The sequence below is a fragment of the Mycobacterium sp. SMC-17 genome, assembly GCF_045310915.1.
GTDB lineage: Bacteria > Actinomycetota > Actinomycetes > Mycobacteriales > Mycobacteriaceae > Mycobacterium.
The window spans coordinates 14,510-38,163 of the sequence record NZ_JBJIAK010000011.1; the positions used below are offsets into that span (position 1 = coordinate 14,510).

Here is a 23,654-nt window from a genome sequence, read left to right on the forward strand (position 1 = left end):
CATGCCATTTGCGACCCGACGTACTGCCGCCCTGACCCTCGCCGGACTTGCGATCGCCACCACCGTCGGCGTCGCCGGCTGCGGTTCCGACGACGCCAAGCCGGAGAGCCGCCAGGTCACCGTCGTCGGCAACGGCAAGGTCCAGGGCACGCCGGACACCCTGAACGTCACCGCATCCATCGAGGCGACGGCGCCCGACGTCACCGCCGCCATGAACCAGACCAGCAGCCGTCAGCAGGCCGTGATCGATGCGCTGTCCGGGGCCGGCATCGACAAGAAGGACATCGCCACCAAGCAGGTCGAGCTGCAGCCCGACTACCGCGACGCCGTCATCACCGGATACCGGGCCAGCAACACCATCGACATCAAGGTCCGCAAGCTCGACACCGCGTCGCAGGTGCTGGCGAAGATCGTCACCGCGGGCGGTAATGCCACGCGGATCAGCAACGTCGCGTACTCGATCGACGACGACTCGCAGCTGGTGAAGGACGCCCGCACGCACGCCTTCGACGACGCCAAGGACCGCGCGCAGCAGTACGCGCAGCTGTCCGGGTTGAGCCTCGGCAAGGTGGTCTCGATCTCCGAGGCCACCGGCGGCACCACCCCGACGCCGTTGCCGGCGCCGCGGATGGCGATGGCCGAAGCCGTGCCGCTGTCCCCCGGTCAGCAGACCGTCAGCTTCTCGGTGACGGTGATCTGGGAACTCGGTTAGCCCGCCGCGGCAATTTCGACCGGAATGCCGTTCAGCACCGCGGTGCCCGACAACCGGTCCAGGTGGGTGCCGTCGTTGAGCTGGTTGACGTTGACGCCCGGATGGCTGCTCGCGAGCTGCTGACCGGTGCCACCGCGGTTGTGGCCCCAACCGTGCGGCAGCGACACCACGCCGCGCCGCATCACGTCCGTCACCTCGATCGGGGCCAGCAGTTCGCCGCCCGGGCCCTTGATGATCGCGACGTCGGTGAGGCCGAGGTCGGCGGCGTCGTCGGGGTGAATCTGCAGCGTGCAGCGGTTGGAGCCACCCGACAGCGCGGGCAGGTTGTGCATCCAGCTGTTGTTGGAGCGCAGGTGGCGGCGGCCGATGAGCAGGAAGCCGCCGGCCGAGCGGCTCAGCGCCTCGCGTAGCCGCGCCACGTCGGCGACGATCGGCTCCGGAGCGAGTTCGATTCTGCCACTGGGGGTTCGGAGCACCTCGGGGATTCTCGGCTGCATCGCGCCCAGGTCGATGCCGTGCGGATTGGCCTTGAGCTTCTCGAGGGTTAGCCCGTCGGGCTTGGCGCCGAAGGCGTCACCGTAGGGCCCGAGCCGCAGCATCAAGTCGAGGCGGCGCTCATAGCCGGGGCCGGCGGGGAGCATGGCCGTCAGTTCGTCGACGTCGCGGCCGGCGACCGGGGAATCCGGGTCGTGCGTCTCCTTGACCAAGGTCAGCGCGATCACCTGCGCGTCGACCAGGGCGGGATCCGCTTGTGCCCCAAGACCGGTCAGGATCAACGCGATACGCGACAGGATTTCGGCCTCGCCCGGCCGGTCGGCCGGCGGCAGCACCGGCGGCGAGTAGCGCACGTTGTTGCGCACCGCGAGGTTGTTGAGCAGAACGTCGAAATGCGGACTCTGCGAAGGCGGGGGCGGCGGCAGGATGACGTCGGCGTGCCGCGTGGTCTCGTTGAGATACGGGTCGACCGCCAGCATGAATTCGACACTGTCCAAGGCCTTGTCGAGCCGGTCGCCGTCCGGCGCGGACAGCACCGGGTTCCCGGCGATGGTGATCATCGCCTTGATCTGCCCCTCGCCCGCGGTGTCGATCTCCTCGGCGAGCGCGGTGGCCGGCAATTCGGACATCACCTCGGGGTAGCCCGAGACCCGACTGGCCCACCGGCCCGTCCGGAAGCCGCGGCCCGGCTTCGGTGGCCGCGGCGCCGGGACCGCGGCGCCGAGCGGGAACATCACCCCGCCGGGCCGGTCCAGGTTGCCGGTGAGGATGTTGATGACGTCGACGAGCCAGCTGCCGATCGTGCCGAATTCGACTGTGGAGGTGCCGATCCGGCCGTACACCGCCGCCGTCGGCGCCGCCGCGAGCTCACGGGCCAGTTCGCGGATCTCGTCGGCGCCGACGCCACAGGCCTGTTCGACCGCCTCGGGCGCGAAGTCGGCGGCCAGCGCGCGGACCTGCTCCACGCCGGTGACGTGCTCGGCGTTCGCACCGAGATCGACCAGACCTTCGTCGAACAGCACATGTACGACGGCGAGCAGCAGCGCCGCGTCGGTCCCGGGGCGCGGCGCCAGATGCCGGTCGGCGAGCTTGGCGGTCTGGGTGCGCGCCGGGTCGATCACGACGAGCTTGCCGCCGCGCTTCTTCAGCGCCCGCAGCTTGCCGGGGAAATCGGCCGCGGTGGTCACGCTGCCGTTGGACACCAGCGGATTCGCGCCGATGATCACGAGATGGTCGGTGCGGTCGAGGTCGGGCACGGTGAACGCGCCCGGGCTGCCGAACATCAGGCCCAGCGCAACGTGTTTGGGCATCTGGTCGAGCGTGCTGGCGCTGAACACCTGGCGGGTGCCCAGCGCTTTGAGGATCAGCGGGGCATACAGCGCGCCCGCGATCGTGTGCGCGTTCGGGTTGCCGAGGTAGACCCCGACCGACGCGCCGCCGTGCGCGGCGATCACCGCGCCGAGCCGGTCGGCGACGACGGCGTAGGCCTCGTCCCAGGTGGCCTCGGTCAGTACGCCATCACGACGGACGAGCGGGCGGGTCAGCCGGTCGGGATCGTTGTCGAGCTCACCGAAGCTGGCGCCCTTGGGGCAGATGAAGCCCGCGCTGAAGACGTCGTCGTGATCACCACGCGCGCCCGTCACACGGCCGTCGTCGATGGTGAGGGTCAGGCCGCAGGTGGCTTCACAGAAGGGGCAGATCCGGAGGGCGGTGTCCATGCTCCGGATTCTGCTCCGACTAGTGCTTGTTCGTACACCTTCGGATCGAGCGTGCCGATGTACGGCAGGTCGCGGTAGCGCTCGTCGTAGTCCAGGCCGTAGCCGACGACGAACTCGTCGGGGATGTCGAAGCCGATGTGCGCCACGTCGATGTCGGCGCGCATGGCGTCGGGCTTGCGCAGCAGCGTGCACACGCGCAGCGTGCGCGGGCCCCGGGTCGCCAGGTTGCGCAGCAGCCACGACAGCGTCAGGCCCGAGTCGATGATGTCTTCGACGATCAGCACGTCGCGGCCGCTGATGTCGCGGTCGAGGTCCTTGAGGATGCGCACGACGCCCGACGAGGAGGTCGAGGACCCGTACGAGCTGACCGCCATGAATTCGAGCTGGGTCGGCAGCGGGATCGCGCGGGCCAGGTCGGTGACGAACATGACCGCACCCTTGAGCACCGTGATCAGCAGCAGATCCTGGTCGCCCGAGTCGGCGCGGTAGTCCTCGGCGATCAGCGCGGCCATCTCGGCGATGCGCGCCTGAACCTGCTCCTGAGACAGGAGAACCGACTTGATGTCACCCGGATACAGATCCACGGCAACAGCGTGCCATGCCTCCGCGCCGAGTACCAAGACCGTCCCGCTCGGCGGTCGCTCACACGGGCCGGGCGGCGACTGTGAGCACTCCGGCGCGGCGGGTCACGATCAATCGCTGGTACCGCAGCGGCGAGCTGACGGCGGCGCCGCCCTGCCCGTGCCAATCCGCGACGAGCGCGTCGACGGCGCGCAGCTGGACGTCGGTGAGCGTGGTGGCGCCGACGCTCAGCAGCCAGCCGCGGATCACCCGGCGGCGCAGCGCGGCGGGGAGGTCCTCGAGCCCGGCAATGGGGAGGCCCTCGCCGTCGCGCAGTGCGGCCAGGTGCCCGGCGGCCAGGGCGTCGAGGGCGTCGTTGTCCTCCCGCAGCGCGGCGGCGGTACGGGCCAGCGCCGGCGCGACGCCACCGGCGAGCACATCCTCCAGTAGTGGCAGCACCTCGGTGCGCAGCCGGACCCGGGTGTAGCGCGGGTCGGTGTTGTGCGGGTCCCGCCAGGGCGTCAGTCCCAGTTCGGCGCAGACCGCTTCGGTGTCGGCGCGCCGCACCTCCAGCAGGGGCCGTCCCCACGGTGGGTCCCAAACCCGCATGCCGGCAATGGATCTCGGGCCCGAGCCGCGCCCCAGGCCGAGCAACACCGTCTCGGCCTGGTCGTCGAGGGTGTGCGCGAGCAGCACCGGAGCACCATCGCGGGCGGCGTCCAAGGCGGCGTAGCGCGCCGTGCGGGCCGCGGCTTCCGGCCCGCCGTCGGTACCGACATCGACGGAGAGCACTTGCGCGTCAACGCAACCCAACTGCCGGGCCTGTGCCGCCGCAGTGGCGGCGACGTCGGCCGATCCGGTTTGCAGGCCGTGGTCGACGATCAGCGCGACGGTCGGTTTGAGGGCGGCGGCGACGGCGGTCAGTGCCAGCGAGTCGGCGCCACCGGAGAGCCCGACGCACCACCGGTCGGCCGGGTGCCGGCGCGCGAAGGCGGTGACGGCCCCGCGCAGCGGGGTCAGAGCACTCGATCGATCCATCGCCGTGGCTCGTCGATTTCGGTTGGCAGCGGCAGGGTTTCGGCATCGGTCCAGATCGCGTTGAACCGCTTCATGCCGACGGTCGACACCACCTCGTCGACGAACTTCTTGCCGCGGGTGTACTGGGCGATCTTGGCGTCGACCCCCAGCAGGGCGCGGACAATCCGTTGCAACGGGGACTGTTTGCGGTGGCGGCGCTCGTCGAACCGGCTGCGGATGGTGGCGACCGACGGCACGACCGCCGGACCCACGGCGTCCATGACGTGATCGGCGTGCCCTTCCAGCAGTGTCCCCAGCACCAGCAGCTGATCCAGCGCACGCTGCTGCTCGTCGGACTGCATGATGCGCATGATGCCCAGAATGCCTTGCGAATTCGCGTCGGCGTCGCCGTCCCGCTGTGCCCGCACGTACTCCGCCAGCCGGCCGATGACGTCACCGGCATCGAGACCGGATTCGTCGGTCAGCACGGCGAGCGCCTGTGACATGTGTTCGGTGAGCCACGGGTTCGCGCGGAACTGCACGCGGTGCGTCACCTCGTGCAGGCACACCCACAGCCGGAAGTCGGCGGGTTCGACCTTCAACTGCCGTTCGGCGGCAAGCACATTGGGCGCGACGAGAAGCAACTCGCCCCCGTTCGCCGCAAACGGGTCGTACTGCCCGAGGATGCCCGACGACACGAACGCCAGCACCGCGCCCGTCTGCGCCCCGGCGATACGTCCGCCCAGCTTCGCGGCCAGGCCTGTGGGACTGGAGGTTTCGCCACCGGTCATCACCCGCATGGAGTCGGCGGCAGCACGCACCCAGTCCTGCCGGTCGACGACGCGCGCTTCGGGCACTTCGGCGCCCTCGTTGAGGAGCGTCACCTCGCGCACCGGGAGCTCGGCCCGGCGCGCCGAATCGGCGAGCTGCGCGCGTACCTGGTTGCGGGTGTAGTCGGTGGTCGCCGGTTCCGGGCGGGTCAGCTTTGCCCCGACCGTGGCGGCGAAGCCCCAGTCGACGGCCCGGCCGACGGTCGGCTTCCGGCTCACGTGCCGCACCCGCAGGACCGGAACGCCGCGGCGAGGGCGTCCAGCGCGGTGCGTCCTTCCGGACCGGCGTTGTTGGAGATGAGCGCGAAGGTCAGGACCCGTCCGCTCTGGTCGGTGACGATGCCCGCGAGCGCGTTGGTGCCGGTCAGTGAACCGGTCTTCGCGCGCAGGTATCCGGCCGACGAGGTGTCGGCGTAGCGGTTCCACAGCGTGCCACTGCCGCCCGCGATCGGCAGAACGTCGAGCAGCGGGCGCAGGCGGGGCTCGCTGGTGCCCGCGGCCGCGTTGACGACGTCGTCCAGGACCGTGGCAGTGAGCCGGTCGTTGACCGACAGGCCGCTGGCGTCGAACAGCGTCGCACCCGAGGTGGTCAGTCCGGCCTTCGCCAGCTGCCCGAGAACGGCACGTACCCCGCCGTCGAAACTCTGCGGCTGGTTCACCGCGGCGGCGACCTCCCGGCCGATCGACTCGGCCATCACGTTGTCGGAGGCGCCCATCATCTCGCGCAGGCGCTCGATCAGCGGCGGGGATTGCACCGCGGCGAGCTGCTGACCGCCGGCGGGGCTGGTGCGAAGGGTCACGTTGGCGGGGTCGACCCGCAGCGCGGCCGCCAGGGCGCGTCCGGCGTCGAGGGCCGGTGTCGTCGAGCGCTTGGACTCGACCGTGGTGGGCTGGACGCGACCGGCGTCGACCATCACCGACTGGATCGGCGCCCAGTCACCACCCTCGATGTCGGCGACGTCCCAGCCCGGCGCCATGGTCGGGCCCGAGTAGAGGCTGGTGTCGACCTGAATGGCGCGGGGCGTGACGCCGGCCTTACGGACCTGGTCGGCCAGATCGGAAATCCGGGCCGCGTCGCCGTACCAGGTGTCGGTGCCCGGCGGCGCCGCCGACAGCGTCGGGTCGCCGCCGCCCTTGAGCACCACGACGCCCGGGGTATCGCCGGACACGACCGTGGTGGTCAGCCGGGCGTTGCGGTCGAGGGTCAGCAGGGCCGCGGCCGCCGTGAGGGTCTTGTTGGTGGATGCGGGTTGCAGCGGGACGTTCTCGCTCAGCCCCCACACCTGGGTACCGGTGATGGCATCGGTGATGCGGCCCCCGAGAACGCCGAGATTCGGGTTGGCGGCCAGCGGCGCCAGCACGGCGGCGAGCTGGGCGGGCACCACTTGCGGCGCGTTGTCGGAAACCGGTTGCACCGCTGGTCGGGGCGAGACGAGCGCGGGTTGGGGCTTGACCGTCGCCCCGGCTGCCGGGACGGCATCGTGCCGCGTCATCACCGCGGCGGCCGCCACCAGCGCGGCAACCAGCACGAGAACTGCCACACCGATCACCACGTGGGTCGATCGGCGCCACCGGGTGGGCCGCATGTTGCTCCTGAACTCGTACGGGTCACTCAGCAGGGTATCGCTCGTCTAAGGTGTAGCCCGTTATCAGCACAGAGCTAAGGAGTCTCCCGGTGGAGCACGAAGTCGTCATCGAGATCCCCAAGGGTTCGCGCAACAAGTACGAAGTGGACCACGAGACCGGACGGGTGAAGCTCGACCGCTACCTGTTCACCCCCATGGGTTACCCCACCGACTACGGGTTCTTCGAGAACACCCTCGGCGAGGACGGCGACCCGCTGGACGCGCTGGTGCTGCTGACCGAGTCCGTCTTCCCGGGCTGCATCGTCGACGCTCGCCCGGTCGCCATGTTCAAGATGACCGACGAGGCCGGCGGCGACGACAAGCTGCTGTGCGTGCCCGCCGGTGATCCGCGTTGGGACCACATCCAGGACGTCAGCGACATCTCGGAGTTCGAGCTGGACGCCATCAAGCACTTCTTCGTCCACTACAAGGACCTGGAGCCGGGCAAGTTCGTGAAGGCCGCCGACTGGGTCGGCCGCAAGGAGGCCGAAGAAGAGCTGGCCCGCTCGATCGCCCGGTTCGAAGAGCAAGAGCACTAATCTTTCGTTTTCACCGAGCCTGACCCGCCGTACGCTGGAAAGCGGCGGCGGGTCAGGAATCGGCGATGGATTGGTTCACAGCACCCGAATACTGGTTCAGCCGGCTGGTGCTGGAACGAGGCATCGCCGGCGTCTATCTGATTGCTTTCCTCTGCGCCGCAAGGCAATTCCGCGCCCTCCTCGGCGCGCAGGGCATGTTGCCCATTCCGCGGTATCTGTCGGCGGTGTCGTTCCGGCAGGCGCCCAGCATCTTTCACTGGCATTACTCCGACACGTTCTTCGCGGCCGTCGCGTGGTCGGGCGCCGCGCTCAGTACCGCGCTGGTCGCGGGTGCCGGCGATCTCGTGCCGCTGTGGGCGGCGATGCTCCTGTGGCTGCTGCTGTGGGTGCTGTACCTGTCGATCGTCAACGTCGGGCAGCGGTGGTACGCCTTCGGCTGGGAGTCCCTGCTGCTGGAGGCGGGATTCCTCGCGGTGTTCCTCGGCAACGACTCCGTGGCGCCGCCCGTGCTGGTGATCTGGCTGGTGCGGTGGCTCGTCTTCCGCACCGAGTTCGGCGCCGGGCTGATCAAGCTGCGCGGTGACCGGTGCTGGCGCGATCTGACGTGCCTCTACTACCACCACGAGACGCAGCCGATGCCGGGCCCGCTGAGCTGGTTCTTCCATCACCTGCCCAAGCCGCTGCACCGGGTCGAGGTCGCGGTCAACCACTTCACGCAGCTGGTGGTTCCGTTCGGGCTGTTCGCACCGCAGCCCGTGTCCACCATCGCGGGCGCGATCGTGGTGGTCACGCAGCTCTGGCTGGTGATCTCCGGTAACTACGCGTGGCTGAACTGGTTGACGATGGTGTTGGCGTTCAGTGCGATCGCCGGGCCGGCGTCCGCCTCGCCCCTGCCCGCCGCAGCGCCGACGTGGTTCGTGGTGCTCGTCATCGGATTCGGTGTCCTGGTCGTGGTGCTGAGCTACTGGCCGGTGCGCAACCTGCTGTCGCCGCGGCAGCGCATGAACGCATCGTTCGATCCGCTGCACCTGGTGAACACCTACGGCGCCTTCGGCTCGATCGGCCGCGTCCGCCGTGAGGTGGTGATCGAGGGCACCGACGATGACGACATCACCGACGAAACCGTCTGGCACGAGTACGAATTCAAGGGCAAGCCCGGCGCCGTCGGCCGGCTGCCGCGGCAGTGGGCGCCCTACCACCTGCGGCTCGACTGGCTGATGTGGTTCGCCGCGATCTCGCCGACCTACGGGCGCCAGTGGTTCGTGGGCTTGCTGGAGCGCTTGCTGCGCGGCGACGCGGACACACTGAAACTGTTGCGGCACAATCCGTTTCCGGATTCGCCGCCGCGCTATGTCCGCGCGCGGATCTTCCGCTACCGCTACGCCACTCCCCACGAACTGCGGCACGACCGGGTGTGGTGGCACCGGACGCCGGAAGGCGAGTACTTCCCGCCGGTCACGCTGCCCGACTAGTGCGCGGCTTCGATCCGGCCGGCCAACATAGCGGTCCAGTCCGCGATGTACTCGTCATCGGGAATGTCCACCTGCGGGGCGTGGAAGACGACGCGCGTCGCCTGCTTGCCCAGCAGTGCGTTGACCCCGACCACGGCGATCCGCCGGGCGTCGGCCGGATCGAGGCGGGGCGCGCAACCCCTGATCCAGTCGGTCAGCTCGCTGTAGAGGCCGTCGACCAGAGCGGCATAGGCGGCGTTGACGCGGTCCGACTGGTCCGCCGGTGTGCGGGCCGCCACCTGCAGGAACTGGCTTTCCTGGTTCAGGACGCTCAGCACGTACCGGCCAAGCAGCGTGAGCTCGGTCCGCAGCTCGCCCTCGCCGGCGAACAGTGCGCTGATGTCGTGCATCGCGCGGCGCCGGTCCAGCTGCCTGTCGATCCCCGCGACGAGGACGGCCTCTTTTGTTTTGAAGTGGTTGTAGAGGGCGCCGCAGCCGGGCACCAGGCCGGCCGCCTTCTCGATCTGGGTGATGCTGGTGGCTTTGTAGCCCTGCTCGCTGAACAGCCGCATGGCCTCGGTGACCAGGCGTTCCTTGGTCCGTTCCCTTGTCGAGGTTTCCACCGCTGACTCCCACCATTGACCGGATATAAGAAGGGCCATATATTTCGTACTAGGTCACCATACAACGCTGGGAGGCGCAATGACCGGGAATGTGCCGCGCGGACGCATCCGCCGCACCATGCCGGTCGCCGGCTTCACCGCCCGCGCCGCCGGTGGCCGGATGGTCGCGGCATTGCGGGAGAAGGCCGGCAACGCCGGCGCCGTCGAACGTTTCCACGAGCGCACCGCCGAGCAGTACGCCGAGCTCCTCGGCCACTCCAAGGGCGTGTTGATGAAAGCCGGCCAACTGGTGTCGATGGTCGACGCCAATGCCATTGGCGGCGGCGAACTCTCGCCGTACCAGCGCGCACTGACGCGGCTACAGGCCGACGCGCCGCCGATGGATTCAGCGCTGGCCCGGCGGGTCGTCGAGGATGATCTCGGTCGCCCGATCTCCGCGGTCTTCGCCTCGTTCTCCGACGAACCGATGGCGGCGGCGTCCATCGGACAGGTCCACCGTGCGGTGCTGCACGACGGCCGTGACGTCGCGGTCAAGGTGCAGTATCCCGGTGTGGCACAAGCGATTCGCGATGACTTGTCGAACACCGAGCTGCTGGCGACGATGTTCCGGTTCGCGGCAGGCGCGGCCAACACGCTCGGCACCGTCTTGCCCGATGTCACACCCATCGCCGCGGAGATTTCGGAGCGCATCTCCGAGGAGATCGACTACCGCAGGGAAGCCGCGCACATCACCGCGTTCCATGAGCTGTACCGCGATCATCCGTTCATCCGGGTACCCGAGGTCGTTCGCGAGGCATCCGGCGACCGTGTCCTCACCATGACGTATCTGGACGGATTGGACTGGGCCGCAGCGCAAGACGTCGATCAGAACTTGAAGGACACCTGGGCCGAGGTGATCACCCGGTTCATCGCCGGAGCGTACCGGCACGGCAATCTGTTCCACGCCGACCCGCACCCGGGCAACTACCGATTCGGCCTTGACGGCACTGTCGGATTCGTCGACTTCGGCTGCGTGAAGGTGTTATCCGAGGATTTGCGTAGTCGCATTGTGCGCATGATGCGGTCAGCGGTCGACGGGCGCAGACCCGAGCTGAGGTCAGTCATGATCGAAAGTGGATTCTTCACAACCGATTCCGCGCTCACAGCTGATGACGCTTATCGGTGGTACCAGGGCATCATCTATGAGATTCTCGCGCCTCAGCCAGTCACCTACACCGAGGACACATCGCGGCGCGCGATCGCAAACCTCCTAGACGTACGCGATGCCGACCACCTGATGCGGCACATCACAGTGCCGCCCGATCTCGTCTTCTTTTCCCGGCTGAACCTGTCGATGAACGCCATCTTCACCGCCTTGCACGCGACCTTCCACGCCCGTGCCGCGGTCGACGACATGGACGGCGTCGCGGAGCCGATCACAGAGTTGGGCCGTCAGCACGTGGCCTGGGTTCGCGAGCGTGGCTTGCCTTTCGGGACGGACAACCATGTCCGCTAACGACGTCACGGCGGCCCGGCTGCCCTGGGACGCCGCCGATCCCTATCCCTTTTACGAAAACCGGCGGCGCGACGGAGATGTCGTGTGGGACAACGCCGCACAGGGTTGGCTGGTGCTCGGCTACGACGCGGCCCGGCAGGTGCTCGGCGGCGCCGGGTGGACGAGCGACCCGCTGGCCAACCCGGTGGCACGCGCGTCGATGACCATGCTGGGGCCGGAATTCGCCAAGGCGTCGATGCTCTTCACCGACGGCGCCGACCACGACCGGCTGCGCGGCGCGGTCCGGGACGCGTTCACCCGCAGCACGATATCCGGGCTGACCGAAGGTGTGGAGACCATCGCCGCCGAGGTCATCGCGCAGGCACCCAGCGGCGAGCCGTTCGATTTCATGTCGCAGATCGCCCTACCGCTGCCGATCGCGGTGGTGGGTGAATGGCTCGCGCTCGATCCGGCCCACGCCGCGTCGCTGCGCGAACTGTCGCCGTCGATCATCCGCATGCTCGGCACCCTGGCCGATCCCGTGGAGGTGGCCGAGGGCTTCGGCGCCGCCGCCGCACTCATGGCGGAGTTCCTGCCGCTCGCCGCCGATCGACGGGCCAATCCCGGCGATGACCTGTTCAGCTTCATCGCCACCGACCCCGAACTGTCGCTCGAAGACGTCGTGGTGACCGCCATCCTCATCGCGGTCGCCGGACACGAAACCACCGCGAATCTGCTTGGCGCCGGGCTGATTCGGCTGGTGACCGAACAGGTCGACACCGTAGACGGGGCCGTCATCACCGAGCTGCTGCGACTCAACGGCCCGGTGCAGTCGACGGTGCGCACCGCGACCGAGGACCACACGGTCGCCGGCGTCGACATCGCTGCCGGCGACAGCGTGGTCGTCGTGGTGGCGGCCGCCAACCGCGACCCGGCGGTGTTCGATGACCCCGACCGCTTCCGCTTGGACCGCACCGGCCCCGCCCCCGTGGCCTTCGGGTACGGCGCGCACTACTGCCTGGGTTCGGCGCTGGCCCAGCTGGAGTTGACCGTCGCGTTGCGGGAAGTCCTTGCGCGCCAACCTGTTATCTGCGGCGCAGTCACGTGGCGAGATACTCCCGCCATTCGCGGACCGCAGACGTTGCCGGTGGCGTTCAGCTGATGCGGGTGTTCGTGACCGGCGGGACGGGCGCCATCGGCATCCACACCGTGCCCGCCCTTGTCGCGGCGGGGCACGCCGTCACGGCGCTGGCCCGCAGCGATGCGAAAGCCGCTCGGTTGCGGAGCCAGGGCGCTGAGCCGGTTTCGGTGTCGCTGTTCGACCGTCATGGGCTGGCCGACGCATTTGCCGGCCACGACGCGGTGATCAATCTGGCGTCGGCGCTGCCGTCGACCACGGCATTCATCCGCAAGTCTGCCTGGGCGGAATGTGAGCGGGTGCGTTCGGAGGGGTCCGCGAACGTTGTTGATGCCGCGCGGGATGCGGGCGTTCCGAAACTGATTCAAGAATCCGTGGTGATGATCTACCGCGACGGCGGCAGCGACTGGATCGACGAAGAACAGCCCGTCGACCACTACCCCATCACGCACGGCAACCACGCCGCCGAGGCCAGCGCACGCCGGTTCGCAGCGGCCGGCGGGCAGGCGACGATCCTGCGGTTCGGCGTCTTCTACGGCCCGCATGCCGCGCACAGTGAACAGATCCTCGACATGGCCAAGTGGCACATCGGGTTCCCTCCCGGACGGCCCGGCACTTACCTGTCGTCGATCCACGTCGCGGATGCGGCGAGCGCCGTCGTCGCGGCACTCACGGCACCCGGCGGCACCTACAACATCGTCGACGACCGGCCACTCACCAAGCGCGAATACGCCGAGGCCTGCGCCGCCGCCGTCGGGCGCCGCATCTGGATCAGCGGGCCGGGACGGCTGGGGCTCCTGCTCGGTGACCGACTCACGTCGATGACGAGGTCACTTCGGGTGAGCAACAAGCGTTTTCGCGAAGCTGCGGGCTGGCGTCCCCGCTACCCCAGCGCAGTCGAGGGTTACCGCGCGATGGCAGAGCTACGGTGAAACACATTCCGAGGGCGCGGATTCGCACCACGGTGTGACGCCGCGGAAGTGGTAGCGGTGGGTCGCGACCCAGCGGTAGATCCACTCTTGGAGCGCGCCGACGCCCGGGATGCCGTAAACCCACAACGGCAACCGGGTGCCGATCGCCGCGGACACCGCAGCGTTCGCCGCCTTGGCGCCACCGAGCACCTCGCCGGAGGAATCCAGCCACCACACCGATTCCATCAGGTGCTCCGGTGCCACGCCGAGTCGTTCGGCGGTACCGGGCTTCTGCAGTGGTTCGGTGCGCAGCCGACCGGTGCGATTCATCCGCAACAACTGATTGCGGGCGCGGGTACACATCCCGCACTTGCCGTCGAAGAACAGCACACCGTCCATGACTTCATGATGCGCCGCCAGGCGCCGCCGGAAACCGTGAGTCGCCACACATCAGGGCTAGTTGCGCATGATTCGCGGGCGCGACCCCTCGTCGATGATCGCGAGATGGACCCTGCGGGTCAGGATTTGCAGTCCTGTCGGCATCGGCGGCGCGGCGGAGGTGTAGACCGCACCGGTCGGAGTGGTCAGTGTGACGGTGTGGCGGCCGTGCCGGTCGTAGGTTGTGGCCGCGTGCCAGCCGGGTTCTTCTTTGACGTAGTTGCAGTGCGCACATTGGCCTTGACCGTTGTGCACGCTGGTCGGGCCATGCTGCGCGCGCGGCCGGATGTGGTCGGTGTGCCGAATCCTGGCGTTGCAGTACGGGGTCCGGCAGATCTGATCCCGCAACGCGATGAACCGGGCCAGGGCTTTCGGGAACGCCCGGGATTTCGACTCCATCGCCACCAGCTTGTTGGTACCCGGCTGGGCGTACAGGCGCCGCACCGCGGCCGCGCCCTGCGCATCGAGCGCGCCGACCACGACGAGATCCCGCGCTATTTCGGCCGGGATCGGCCCGTATCCCTCCAGATGCGCCGGTTCTGAGCCACCGCCGAGCAGGGTCTCATCCGAGAGCACCAGGTTCGCCGTCACCGGCACCGGCGACTGCACCGGGTTGCGGCCCGTGACCCGCTGCACCATCACGTCGGCCATGATCTGGTCGTGGGTGCGGCCCAACCCGGCCGGTACCGTCGTGCCCGGCAGTGTCGAGGCCAGCGTGCTCGCCGCCTCATCGGACAGCGCGGTATGCATGGCGCGGCCTTCGGCGGCCGGCAGCCGCACGCTCACGGTGGCCATGCCGTCACCAGCAGGCCGGAACCGGACATGACGCCCGGCCGGCGCGCGGCGCACCCGCTGCACGATCGCCTCCTGATCGAGCCGGTAGGCGATCCGCTTGGCCTCGGCGGTGATCTCGGCATCACCCTTACCGTCGAGGGTGGCAGGGTCCGAGCACAATTCGGCATCCAGCAGCCGGCGATCCAACACCGACAGGCACTCGGCCTCTTTGGTGATCAGCTCGGCCCGGTGCTCGGAGAGCACACCCGACTCCAACGCGGCCAGCGTGCACGGCATGTCCGCGACCAGGATGCGGGCCATCGCCATCAACCGCTCACCCGGGTGCGGCGACTCGCGCCGCGCCAACCCGATCTCCGAACCCAGCGCGGCCCGCGACACCCGCGGCCCACCCGCCGCGGCAGCCGCCACCCGCCGCGCCTCAAGTGCGGCCGCAATCCGGGCCTGCTGGGCCGCCGCACGCGCCTTGACCCGTTCGAGCTCCGCCATGCGACCCGACAACGCCGCCTCGTCGGCGTCGGGGTCCATCAACGGAGTTTCGAACATGCGTTCGACTCTATCGGATACATGTGATGCACGCCAGACCCCAGATAAATGAATTTGCCCCGCTGTAACACGAGGAAATCTGCCCGTACCCTGCAGATTCGATGATGTCTATGTGTTGATGCATCAGGGAATCGGTCTCGACGCGTTCAACGCCATGCCGAAGCAGCGGGCGGTGCACGCACTGTACGAATGCTGCTACAGCGTGCCCCTGGCCGGCAGCCTCGCCGACGGACGCGCCTACAAAGACCACGACCACCTGTTCCGGCGGGCGGACGACCTCCTCTTCGCGCTCGGCGACTCCTCGGTGGACGCGATCCTGCAGGCCTATCCGCAGCTCGGCCGCCGCCCCGGCAGCGCCCGCTCACAGTTCGAACAGTGCGCGGTGTGCGACCGCGACCCCGATCTCATGGCAACCCTGACCGCGCACGCCGCGACCTACCGTGACCACTTCGGCTTCGACTTCGTGATGTTCGTCGGCGCCATGAGCGCCAACGAAGTGCTGACCCACATGGCCGACCGCATGCACAACGACCACGAGACCGAGCGCAAGGTGGTCCGCAACGAGCTGGCCCGCATCAACCGGACGCGACTGGAGCGCATGCTCGGGCCTGAAGGCGGCTACAACAACTGGTAACGAAGCCGCCACGGCATGCCCGCCGCCAGGAAGCGTTCGCCAAGCCTTAGTAGTTTGTACCCGTGCATCAGGAGATCCCCCCGCAGTACGTGCGTTCGGCGAACGCACCGCAGGCCCGGACCCTCATCGACATCCTCTACGCCACGGCCGACCAATATCCCGATGCACCCGCCATCGACGACGGCACCGTCCAGCTCACCTATGCCGAGCTGATCGCCGACGTCGAGGAGAGCGTCGCCTGGCTGGCCGCGCGCGGCATCGGCCGAGGTGACCGCATCGGCATCCGCATGCCGTCGGGCAGCTACGCGCTGTACGTGTCGATCCTGGCGACCCTCGCCACCGGCGCCGCATACGTCCCCGTCGACGCCGACGATCCCGAGGAACGCGCCGCGCTGGTCTTCGGCGAGGCCGGCGTCGTCGGCATCATCACCGAGGCGGGCCTGGTCCGCGGGCCCGGCTCGACCCGCGGCTGGCAGGCCGGCCGCCCGCTGACCCGCGACGACGCCTGGATCATCTTCACCTCCGGCTCCACCGGCACCCCGAAGGGCGTCGCGGTGACGCACCGCAACGCCGCCGCGTTCGTCGACGCCGAGGCCGAAATCTTCCTGAAGGACAACCCGCTGGGCCCGGGCGACCGGGTGCTGGCCGGGCTGTCGGTGGCCTTCGACGCGTCCTGCGAAGAGATGTGGCTGGCCTGGCGCCACGGCGCCTGCCTCGTCCCGGCCCCGCGCTCGCTGGTGCGCAGCGGCATGGACCTGGGCCCGTGGCTGGTATCCCGCGACATCACCGTCGTCTCGACGGTCCCGACGCTGGCCTCGCTGTGGCCCGCCGAGGCCCTGGAGGCCGTGCGCCTGCTGATCTTCGGCGGCGAGGCCTGCCCACCCGAGCTCGCCGAGCGCCTGGCGGTCGAGGGCCGCGAGGTGTGGAACACCTACGGACCGACCGAGGCCACGGTCGTCGCGTGCCTCGCGCCACTCGGCGGCGGCCCGGTCAGCATCGGCCTGCCGCTGCCCGGCTGGGATCTGGCGGTCGTCGACAAGGACGGCCTGCAGGTCGGTTACGGCGACGTCGGCGAGCTGGTGATCGGCGGCGTCGGCCTGGCCCGCTACCTGGATCCGGAAAAGGACGCCGAGAAGTACGCGCCGATGGAGACCCTCGGTTGGGGCCGCGCGTACCGCAGCGGTGACCTGGTCCGGCTCGAGGCGGACGGCCTCTACTTCCAGGGCCGCGCCGACGATCAGGTCAAGGTCGGCGGCCGCCGCATCGAGCTCGGCGAGGTCGACGCCGCACTGGTCAACCTGCCCGGTGTCAGCGGTGGTGCCGCCGCGGTGCGCAAGACCGCCACCGGCACTCCCCTGCTGGTCGGTTACATCGCCAGCGCCGACCCCGAATTCGATATCACCAAGGCCCGCAAGACACTTGCCGAGTCGCTGCCCGCCGCGCTGGTGCCGCGCCTCGTCCTGGTCGACGAATTGCCCACGCGCACATCAGGAAAAGTCGACCGCAACGCACTGCCGTGGCCCATCGAAGGGGCGGGCGCGGCGGGCGACGACAGTCCCGACCTCGACGGCACCATGGGCTGGCTCGCCGGGCTGTGGCGCGATGTGCTGGCCTCCCCGATCGACGGACCCGGCGCCGACTTCTTCGCACTCGGCGGCGGCTCGCTGTCCGCCGCGCAGCTCGTCTCGCTGCTGCGCGAGAAGTACCCACAGGTCACCGTCGCCGACCTGTACGACCACCCGCGCCTGGGCTCTCTGGCCGGCTACCTCGACGAACTCGACCCGCCGCCGCTCGTCGAAACCCGAAGCGTCACACCGGTTCCGCTGACGACACAGCTCATCCAGACCGCCGCCGCCATCCCGCTCGCGACGCTGGCCGGCATGCAGTGGGTCGTCTGGCTGGCCATCCTGAACAACGTCGCCGCCGCGCTGCACCTGCTGCCCTGGGCCCACACCGTGAACTGGTGGGTGATCCTCGTCGGATTCCTGGTGTTCGTCACACCGATCGGCCGCATGGGTATCGCCGTGTTCGCCGCGCGCGCCCTGCTGTCCGGCCTGGAACCGGGCACCTACAAACGCGGCGGCTCCGAGCACCTGCGGGTGTGGCTCGCCGAACGGCTCGGCGAGGCCAGCGGCGCCGAAAACCAGGCCGGCGCACCGTGGTTGGTGTACTACGCCCGCACGCTGGGCAATCGGGTCGGTGACGGCGTCGACCTGCATTCCACGCCGCCGGTCACCGGCATGCTCACGCTCGGGGACCGCTGCTCGGTCGAGCCGGAGGTCGACCTCACCGGGCACTGGATCGATGGCGACCTGTTCCACGTCGGACCCATCAGCGTCGGCAACGACGCCACGATCGGCGCCCGCACCACGCTGCTGCCGGGTGCCGTGGTCGGCAAGAACGCCGACGTCGCACCGGGTTCCGGCGTTATCGGCAAGGTCAAGGCCGGGCAGTACTGGAAGGGTTCGCCGGCGGTGAAGTCCGGCAAGGCCCACCACCCGTGGCCGAAAGAGCGGCCGGGGCGCGCCCCCATCTGGGTGGGGATGTACGGGCTGACGTCGGTGCTGCTCGGCGGATTGCCGATCCTGGCCCTTGCCGCCGGCCTCGCGGTGCTGATTCTGCCGGTGCGTCATACCCATTCGCTGCCCGAGGCGGTCCTGCCGGTCGCGCTGTGGACGCCCGTCGCGGCCGTGGTGGCCATGGCGGTGTATGCCGCACTGACCGTCATCGGGGTGCGCCTGCTGGCCCTCGGCCTGACCGAGGGCTACCACCCCGTGCGCAGCCGGGTGGGCTGGCAGCTGTGGGCCACCGAGCGGCTGATGGACGCCGCCCGCAACTACCTGTTCCCCATCTACGCGAGCCTGTTGACGCCGTGGTGGCTGCGCATCCTGGGCGCGAAAGTCGGTAAGGACACCGAGATTTCGACGGCCCTGCTGACACCGAAGTTCACCGAGGTGCTCGACGGCGCGTTCCTGGCCGACGACACCATGGTGGCGTCGTACGAACTCGGCGGCGGCTGGATTCACGTGGCGAAGGCGACCGTCGGCCGCCGCGCGTTCCTCGGCAACTCCGGCATCACCCAGCCCGGCCGCCGCGTCCCCGACGACGGGCTGGTCGCGGTGCTGTCGGCGACCCCGCACAAGGCCAAGGCCGGTTCGTCGTGGCTGGGCAGCCCCCCGATCCGGTTGCGCCGCCAGCCAACTGAAGCCGACGCGGTGCGCACCTTCCACCCGTCGCTTCGTCTCAAGGTGATGCGCTCGACGGTCGAGACGCTGCGGATCGTCCCGGTGATGGTGACGTTCGGTATCGGTGTGGCGGTCCTCGGCGTCCTGCAGGCCCTCGCCGGTGAATTGGGCTGGGTGTGGGCGTCATTGGGTGCCGGGCTCGTGCTGCTGAACGCGGGCGCCATCGCCGGCGCCATCGCCGTGGTGGCGAAATGGCTCATGGTCGGGCGCATCCGGGCCGTCGAGCACCCGCTGTGGTCGCCGTTCGTGTGGCGCAACGAAGTGTCCGACACCTTCGTCGAGACCGTCGCCGGCCCGTGGTTCGCCCGCGCCGCCAGTGGCACCCCGGTGATGAACCTGTGGCTGCGGGCCCTCGGCGCGGCCATCGGCCGCGGCGTGTGGTGCGAAACCTATTGGCTGCCAGAGGCAGACCTGGTGACGCTGGGCCGCGGCGCGACGGTGAACCGGGGCTGCGTCGTGCAGACCCACCTGTTCCACGACCGCATCATGCAACTGGACACCGTGGTGCTGGAGGAGGGCGCGACGCTCGGCACCCACTGCGTCGCACTGCCGGCGGCCAGCATCGGCGCGGGCGCGACCGTCGGGCCGGCGTCCCTGGTGATGCGCGGTGACGCGGTGCCGGGCTCGACGCGCTGGCAGGGCAATCCGATCGCTCCGTGGATCGGCAAGAAGCGCAAGTCCGGCGGCCGACAAAAGGCGCAGGCCGCGTGACCCGGACCAACAAGAAGGACCGCAAAAGCGTTGCGCCGGTGATTGATCCGTATCTACCGAACAACGGCAACTTCGGCTTCCGGGTATCTCGCTACGAGCTGAGCCTCGAATACAAGGTGGAGAGCAACCGGCTGACTGGCATCGCCAACATCACCGCGGTCACCCTGGCGTCACTGCACTGGTTCACCCTGGATCTGTCCGATGCGCTGTCGGTGGCCAAGGTCGAGGTCAACGGCCGCCGGCCGGCCAAGTTCCGCACCGTCAACGGCAAGCTGCACATCACGCTGGCCAACCAGTTGCCCGCCGGCGCCGCGATGAAGGTGACGGTGCGCTACGGCGGCAACCCACGTCCCATCAAATCCATCTGGGGCACAGTCGGTTTCGAGGAGCTGACGGAGGGGGCGCTGGTCGCCGGGCAGCCGAACGGCGCGGCGTCCTGGTTCCCGTGCGACGACCACCCGAGCAGCAAGGCCAGCTACCGCATCGCGATCACGACCGACAGCCCGTACCGGGTGGTCGCCAACGGCGAGCTGGTGAGCCGCAAAACCCGTGCGGCCCAGACGGCCTGGGTGTACGAGCTCGCCGAGCCGACGTCGACCTACCTGATCACGCTGCAGATCGGCCGCTACGAGTCGGTGCGCCTGGCCAAATCGCCGGTGCCGATGTCCGCGGCCCTGCCGCAGCGGCTGATCCGCAACTTCGAATACGACTTCGGCCGGCAGCCTCAGATGATGCAGCTGTTCACCCGGCTGTTCGGGCCGTACCCGTTGTCGACCGGCTACACCGTCGTCGTCACCGATGATGAGCTGGAAATCCCGCTCGAGGCACAGGGCATTTCGATCTTCGGCGCCAACCACTGCGACGGCCGCCGCGGGGCCGAGCGGCTGATTGCACACGAGATGGCCCACCAGTGGTTCGGCAACTCGGTGACGGTACGACGCTGGCGCGACATCTGGCTGCACGAGGGATTTGCCTGTTACGCGGAGTGGCTGTGGGCCGAGGAGTCGGGCTGGCGCACCGCCGACCAGCTGGCCGCCCACAATCTGCAGAAACTCCGGGGCCTGCCGCAGAACCTGCTGCTGGCCGATCCGGGACCCGAGGACATGTTCGACGACCGCGTCTACAAGCGCGGCGCACTGACCCTGCACGCCCTGCGGCGCACCATCGGCGACGCGAATTTCTTTGCGCTACTGCGCGATTGGACCACCCGGTACCGGCACTCGACGGCACTGACCGACGACTTCACCGGCCTGGCCGCCAACTACACCGACCAGTCCCTGCGCGGACTGTGGACCGCGTGGCTCTACACGACGGAGCTGCCGGCACTGTGAAACCCAGCGGTGTGGCGCGGGTCGCCGTCGCGACGGTGCTCAGCGCGCTCTGCGGCTACGCGATCCTGTACCTCGCCGCACGCGATCTGGCCCCCGCCGGGTTCTCGGTGTTCAGCGTCTTCTGGGGCGCCTTCGGGTTGTTCACCGGCGCGGCCAACGGACTGCTGCAGGAGGCCACCCGTGAGGTCCGCGTCGCGCGCATCGCTGAGCCCCAACCAGGACCGCACCTGCAGCCGCTCCGGGTGGCCGCGCTCGTAGCCGTTGCCGCGGGCCTGCTGATCGCCGGCACCGCCCCGCTGTGGGCGGCGCACGTGTTCGTCGAATCCACCCCGCTGAGCGTGACGCTGCTGAGCGTCGGCCTCGCCGGCTTCTGTCTGCACGCCACGTTGCTCGGCGTGCTGGCCGGGGCCGACGGCTGGACACAGTACGGGACGCTGATGGTGACCGACGCGGGTATCCGGGTCGCCGTCGCGGTCGCGGCGTTCATCCTGGGCTGGGGCCTGGACGGCTACCTGTGGGCCACCGTCGCCGGGTCGATGTCGTGGCTGATCCTGCTGTTGGCCTCCCACGTCGCCCGGTCCGCCGCCGCCATCCACACGCCCGGCACCCCGCGGACGTTCCTGACGGGGTCGGCGCACTCGATCGCCGCCGCGGGCGCCAGCGCCGTGCTGGTGATGGGCTTCCCGGTGCTGCTGCAGGCCACGTCCCGCGACCTGGGGGCCACCGGCGGCGTCATCATCCTGGCGGTGACGCTGACCCGCGCCCCGCTGCTGGTCCCGCTGACCGCCATGCAGGGCAACCTGATCGCGCATTTCGTCGACAACCGCAGGCTGCGCGCGCTACTCACGCCGACCCTGGTGCTCGCCGGACTGGGCGCCCTGGCAGTGGTGGCGGCCGGGCTGCTCGGGCCGTGGCTGCTGCGCACGCTGTTCGGGCCCGAGTACGCCGCGAGCGGCGCGCTGCTGGCCTGGTTGACGGCCGGCGCCGTCGCCATCGCCTTCCTGACCCTGACCGGGGCCGCCACCGTCGCCGCCGCGCTGCACCGCGCCTACGCGATCGGCTGGGTGAGCGCCACCGTGGCCGCAGCACTGTTGTTGCTGCTGCCGCTGGACCTCCAGACCCGCACCATCGTCGCGCTGATGTGCGGACCGCTGGTCGGAATCGTCGTCCACCTCGCCGCGCTGAGCGCGATCAGGCGCCCCTGAGCGTGTAGTTTCGGCAGCAACATGTCCTTCTATCACGACGTCTGGATCGTCATCCCCGCGTACAACGAGGCGAGCGTCATTGCCGACGTCGTCGCGGATGTGCGCGCCGTCTTCCCCAATGTCGTCGTCGTCGACGACGGCGGCCGGGACGACACCGGCGACCGCGCCTTTGCCGCCGGCGCCCACGTGGTGCGTCATCCGGTGAACCTCGGTCAGGGGGCGGCCATCCAGACCGGCGTCGAATACGCCCGATCACGGCCCGGGGCACAGTTTTTCGCCACGTTCGACGCCGACGGCCAGCACCAGGTCAAGGACGTCGTGCGGATGCTCGACAGGCTGCGGGCCGAGGATCTGGACATCGTCATCGGCACGCGGTTCGCCGATCGGCCGCCCGACCGCATGCCGATGCTCAAGCGGCTGCTGCTGCCGATCGTCGCCAAACTCAGCCGGTCCAGCCGCCAGCTGCACCTGACCGATGCGCACAACGGGCTGCGGGTGTTCAACAAGACGGTGGCCGACGGACTGAACCTGACCATGAACGGCATGAGCCACGCCAGCGAATTCGTCGCGCTGATCGTGGAGAACCAGTGGCGGATCGCCGAACAACCGGTGCACATCCTGTACACCGACTATTCGATGTCCAAGGGTCAGCCGCTGGTCAACGGCGTCAACATCATCGTCGACGGGTTGCTGCGCGGGAGGTTGCGCCGATGATCTGGACCAAGGCATTACTGATCGGCGCGGTGGTCCTGCTGCTGGCCTACCTGTTCTCGTCGCGGCGCAACGCGCAATCCCGGGCCTGGGTCAAGGTCGGCTACGTGTTCTTCGTGCTCGGCGCCATCTACGCCATCCTGCGCCCCAACGACACCACGGTGGTGGCGCACTGGCTCGGCATCGGCCGCGGCGCCGACCTGCTGTTGTACGCGCTTGTCATCGCGTTCCTGTTCACGACCATCAGCGCCTACATGCGGTTCAAGGACCTCGAACTGCGCTACGCCCAACTGGCCCGCGCGGTGGCGCTGGAGGGCGCCCGGGTCCCGGACCCCGAGCCGCCGATCCGTCAGGTCTGAACGCCCAGACTCCCCAGCATCGTGGCCAGCAGCTGGATGCGGCCATCCTCGAGCTCCGGCTGCGGCAGCACGGCGCGGATCAGCGCCGCGCCGTCGAACGTGTTGACCATGACCGCGACGATCAGCATGAGCAGTTCCGGCGGCAACTGATCGGCGCCGGGCATCTCCTGCGCGGTCTCGTAGATGTTGCGGCCGTACTCCACGAGCGCGCCCTGCAGCGTCGTCCGCAGCTTCTCGTCGGTGCGCGCCGCCACCATCAGCTCGTACATCACGGCGTTGGTGGCGTTGCCGCTGATGTCGCGCAGCGCGATCAACGCGCCCTCCAGAGCGGGCCGGTCCGAAGGGATTTCGGCGATCTGCTTACTGAACTGCTCCAGCTGCCGGCGCATGACCTCCAGCGCCGTGGCGGCCATGAAATCGCCCATGGTGGCGAAATGCTTGAACAGCGCGCCGTCGGAGACCTCGGCCCGACGCGCGATCACCGCCGCCGAGGCACGGGCGTAGCCCACCTCGACAATGGTGGCGATCGCGGCGTCGAGAAGCCGGGCCCGGGTCTCCTCCCGGCGCTGCTGTTGAGTTCTGGCCACG

Annotated in this window: 20 protein-coding genes and 1 pseudogene; 12 read left to right on the forward strand and 9 right to left on the reverse strand. The window is 69.2% G+C overall.

Features of this window, described 5'->3' with window-relative positions; translation table 11 throughout:
- Position 1 precedes the first annotated feature (1 nt).
- Entirely contained in the window at positions 2-712 is a 711-nt protein-coding gene (locus ACJH7A_RS09675) for an SIMPL domain-containing protein (protein ID WP_135356451.1), read from the forward strand.
- On the opposite strand, the gene ACJH7A_RS09680 is transcribed toward ACJH7A_RS09675, so the two are convergent.
- The 5 genes and pseudogenes from ACJH7A_RS09680 to dacB all read right to left on the reverse strand — a co-directional run bounded on the left by ACJH7A_RS09680 (position 709) and on the right by dacB (position 6,919).
- The gene (locus tag ACJH7A_RS09680) at positions 709-2,925 is read right to left on the reverse strand and encodes a molybdopterin-dependent oxidoreductase (RefSeq protein ID WP_135356450.1); all 2,217 of its coding nucleotides are present in this window, start codon (positions 2,923-2,925) and stop codon (positions 709-711) included. The genes ACJH7A_RS09675 and ACJH7A_RS09680 overlap by 4 nt on opposite strands.
- Positions 2,926-2,954: 29 nt before the next feature.
- Positions 2,955-3,545 (reverse strand): annotated as a pseudogene (hpt, locus tag ACJH7A_RS09685) (hypoxanthine phosphoribosyltransferase); the annotation flags it as partial.
- 22 nt (positions 3,546-3,567) lie between these two features.
- Positions 3,568-4,524, reverse strand: coding sequence for a tRNA lysidine(34) synthetase TilS (gene tilS / locus ACJH7A_RS09690; RefSeq protein ID WP_135356448.1), 957 nt, complete (start codon positions 4,522-4,524; stop codon positions 3,568-3,570).
- Complete coding sequence (locus ACJH7A_RS09695) at positions 4,503-5,552, reverse strand: zinc-dependent metalloprotease (RefSeq protein ID WP_135356447.1); 1,050 nt, start codon at positions 5,550-5,552, stop codon at positions 4,503-4,505. The genes tilS and ACJH7A_RS09695 overlap by 22 nt, the downstream gene beginning before the upstream one ends.
- Positions 5,549-6,919: a D-alanyl-D-alanine carboxypeptidase/D-alanyl-D-alanine-endopeptidase gene (dacB, locus tag ACJH7A_RS09700; protein ID WP_135356446.1), complete on the reverse strand. Its 1,371-nt coding sequence runs from the start codon at positions 6,917-6,919 to the stop codon at positions 5,549-5,551. The genes ACJH7A_RS09695 and dacB overlap by 4 nt, the downstream gene beginning before the upstream one ends.
- A gap of 89 nt (positions 6,920-7,008) precedes the next feature.
- Between dacB and ACJH7A_RS09705 the strand changes: the two genes are divergently transcribed.
- Complete coding sequence (locus ACJH7A_RS09705; protein ID WP_135356445.1) at positions 7,009-7,497, forward strand: inorganic diphosphatase; 489 nt, start codon at positions 7,009-7,011, stop codon at positions 7,495-7,497.
- A 65-nt stretch (positions 7,498-7,562) separates the two neighbouring features.
- Complete coding sequence (locus ACJH7A_RS09710; RefSeq protein WP_135356444.1) at positions 7,563-8,969, forward strand: lipase maturation factor family protein; 1,407 nt, start codon at positions 7,563-7,565, stop codon at positions 8,967-8,969.
- Here the strand turns inward: ACJH7A_RS09710 and ACJH7A_RS09715 are convergent.
- Entirely contained in the window at positions 8,966-9,520 is a 555-nt protein-coding gene (locus ACJH7A_RS09715; protein WP_135356525.1) for a TetR/AcrR family transcriptional regulator, read from the reverse strand. The two genes, ACJH7A_RS09710 and ACJH7A_RS09715, sit on opposite strands and share 4 nt — an antisense overlap.
- A gap of 130 nt (positions 9,521-9,650) precedes the next feature.
- Between ACJH7A_RS09715 and ACJH7A_RS09720 the strand changes: the two genes are divergently transcribed.
- From ACJH7A_RS09720 to ACJH7A_RS09730, 3 genes are read left to right on the forward strand one after another with little or no spacing between them, the layout of a single operon-like run.
- Complete coding sequence (locus ACJH7A_RS09720; protein WP_135356443.1) at positions 9,651-11,066, forward strand: AarF/ABC1/UbiB kinase family protein; 1,416 nt, start codon at positions 9,651-9,653, stop codon at positions 11,064-11,066.
- Positions 11,056-12,207: a cytochrome P450 gene (locus ACJH7A_RS09725; RefSeq protein ID WP_406801846.1), complete on the forward strand. Its 1,152-nt coding sequence runs from the start codon at positions 11,056-11,058 to the stop codon at positions 12,205-12,207. The genes ACJH7A_RS09720 and ACJH7A_RS09725 overlap by 11 nt, the downstream gene beginning before the upstream one ends.
- Positions 12,207-13,115, forward strand: a complete 909-nt coding sequence (locus tag ACJH7A_RS09730) for an NAD-dependent epimerase/dehydratase family protein (protein WP_406801847.1) — start codon at positions 12,207-12,209, stop codon at positions 13,113-13,115. Before ACJH7A_RS09725 ends, ACJH7A_RS09730 begins: the two co-directional genes overlap by 1 nt.
- Here ACJH7A_RS09730 and ACJH7A_RS09735 read toward each other — a convergent pair.
- Entirely contained in the window at positions 13,107-13,493 is a 387-nt protein-coding gene (locus ACJH7A_RS09735) for a thiol-disulfide oxidoreductase DCC family protein (protein ID WP_135356524.1), read from the reverse strand. The genes ACJH7A_RS09730 and ACJH7A_RS09735 overlap by 9 nt on opposite strands.
- Positions 13,494-13,550: 57 nt before the next feature.
- Positions 13,551-14,870: an HNH endonuclease gene (locus ACJH7A_RS09740; RefSeq protein WP_406801848.1), complete on the reverse strand. Its 1,320-nt coding sequence runs from the start codon at positions 14,868-14,870 to the stop codon at positions 13,551-13,553.
- Between the two features lie 112 nt (positions 14,871-14,982).
- Here ACJH7A_RS09740 and ACJH7A_RS09745 point away from each other — a divergent pair, with 112 nt between their 5' ends.
- The 6 genes from ACJH7A_RS09745 to ACJH7A_RS09770 all read left to right on the forward strand — a co-directional run bounded on the left by ACJH7A_RS09745 (position 14,983) and on the right by ACJH7A_RS09770 (position 23,066).
- On the forward strand, positions 14,983-15,504 hold the full coding sequence (locus ACJH7A_RS09745) for a 2-oxo-4-hydroxy-4-carboxy-5-ureidoimidazoline decarboxylase (protein ID WP_346415075.1): 522 nt from the start codon (positions 14,983-14,985) through the stop codon (positions 15,502-15,504).
- A 62-nt stretch (positions 15,505-15,566) separates the two neighbouring features.
- Positions 15,567-19,460 (forward strand): Pls/PosA family non-ribosomal peptide synthetase, encoded by a 3,894-nt coding sequence (locus ACJH7A_RS09750; protein WP_406801849.1) that lies wholly within the window; start codon positions 15,567-15,569, stop codon positions 19,458-19,460.
- Complete coding sequence (locus ACJH7A_RS09755; protein WP_406801850.1) at positions 19,457-20,791, forward strand: M1 family metallopeptidase; 1,335 nt, start codon at positions 19,457-19,459, stop codon at positions 20,789-20,791. Before ACJH7A_RS09750 ends, ACJH7A_RS09755 begins: the two co-directional genes overlap by 4 nt.
- Positions 20,758-21,996 (forward strand): hypothetical protein, encoded by a 1,239-nt coding sequence (locus ACJH7A_RS09760; RefSeq protein WP_371824494.1) that lies wholly within the window; start codon positions 20,758-20,760, stop codon positions 21,994-21,996. The genes ACJH7A_RS09755 and ACJH7A_RS09760 overlap by 34 nt, the downstream gene beginning before the upstream one ends.
- 21 nt (positions 21,997-22,017) lie before the next feature.
- Entirely contained in the window at positions 22,018-22,710 is a 693-nt protein-coding gene (locus ACJH7A_RS09765; RefSeq protein ID WP_212807310.1) for a glycosyltransferase family 2 protein, read from the forward strand.
- The gene (locus ACJH7A_RS09770; RefSeq protein WP_212807311.1) at positions 22,707-23,066 is read left to right on the forward strand and encodes a DUF2304 domain-containing protein; all 360 of its coding nucleotides are present in this window, start codon (positions 22,707-22,709) and stop codon (positions 23,064-23,066) included. Before ACJH7A_RS09765 ends, ACJH7A_RS09770 begins: the two co-directional genes overlap by 4 nt.
- On the opposite strand, the gene ACJH7A_RS09775 is transcribed toward ACJH7A_RS09770, so the two are convergent.
- Positions 23,057-23,653 carry a TetR/AcrR family transcriptional regulator gene (locus ACJH7A_RS09775; RefSeq protein WP_020100950.1) on the reverse strand — a complete coding sequence of 199 codons (597 nt, stop codon included), beginning with the start codon at positions 23,651-23,653 and terminating at the stop codon, positions 23,057-23,059. The genes ACJH7A_RS09770 and ACJH7A_RS09775 overlap by 10 nt on opposite strands.
- Between the last annotated feature and the right edge of the window lies 1 nt (position 23,654).

Coding starts and splice junctions, on each gene's coding strand:
- ACJH7A_RS09715 (WP_135356525.1), bottom strand. CDS start 9,520: ATGCGGCTGTTCAGCGAGCAGGGCTACAAAGCCACCAGCATCACCCAG.
- ACJH7A_RS09720 (WP_135356443.1), top strand. CDS start 9,651: ATGACCGGGAATGTGCCGCGCGGACGCATCCGCCGCACCATGCCGGTC.
- ACJH7A_RS09765 (WP_212807310.1), top strand. CDS start 22,018: ATGTCCTTCTATCACGACGTCTGGATCGTCATCCCCGCGTACAACGAG.
- ACJH7A_RS09675 (WP_135356451.1), top strand. CDS start 2: ATGCCATTTGCGACCCGACGTACTGCCGCCCTGACCCTCGCCGGACTT.
- ACJH7A_RS09735 (WP_135356524.1), bottom strand. CDS start 13,493: ATGGACGGTGTGCTGTTCTTCGACGGCAAGTGCGGGATGTGTACCCGC.
- ACJH7A_RS09710 (WP_135356444.1), top strand. CDS start 7,563: ATGGATTGGTTCACAGCACCCGAATACTGGTTCAGCCGGCTGGTGCTG.
- dacB (WP_135356446.1), bottom strand. CDS start 6,919: ATGCGGCCCACCCGGTGGCGCCGATCGACCCACGTGGTGATCGGTGTG.
- ACJH7A_RS09730 (WP_406801847.1), top strand. CDS start 12,207: ATGCGGGTGTTCGTGACCGGCGGGACGGGCGCCATCGGCATCCACACC.
- ACJH7A_RS09680 (WP_135356450.1), bottom strand. CDS start 2,925: ATGGACACCGCCCTCCGGATCTGCCCCTTCTGTGAAGCCACCTGCGGC.
- ACJH7A_RS09725 (WP_406801846.1), top strand. CDS start 11,056: ATGTCCGCTAACGACGTCACGGCGGCCCGGCTGCCCTGGGACGCCGCC.
- ACJH7A_RS09770 (WP_212807311.1), top strand. CDS start 22,707: ATGATCTGGACCAAGGCATTACTGATCGGCGCGGTGGTCCTGCTGCTG.
- ACJH7A_RS09740 (WP_406801848.1), bottom strand. CDS start 14,870: ATGTTCGAAACTCCGTTGATGGACCCCGACGCCGACGAGGCGGCGTTG.
- tilS (WP_135356448.1), bottom strand. CDS start 4,524: ATGGATCGATCGAGTGCTCTGACCCCGCTGCGCGGGGCCGTCACCGCC.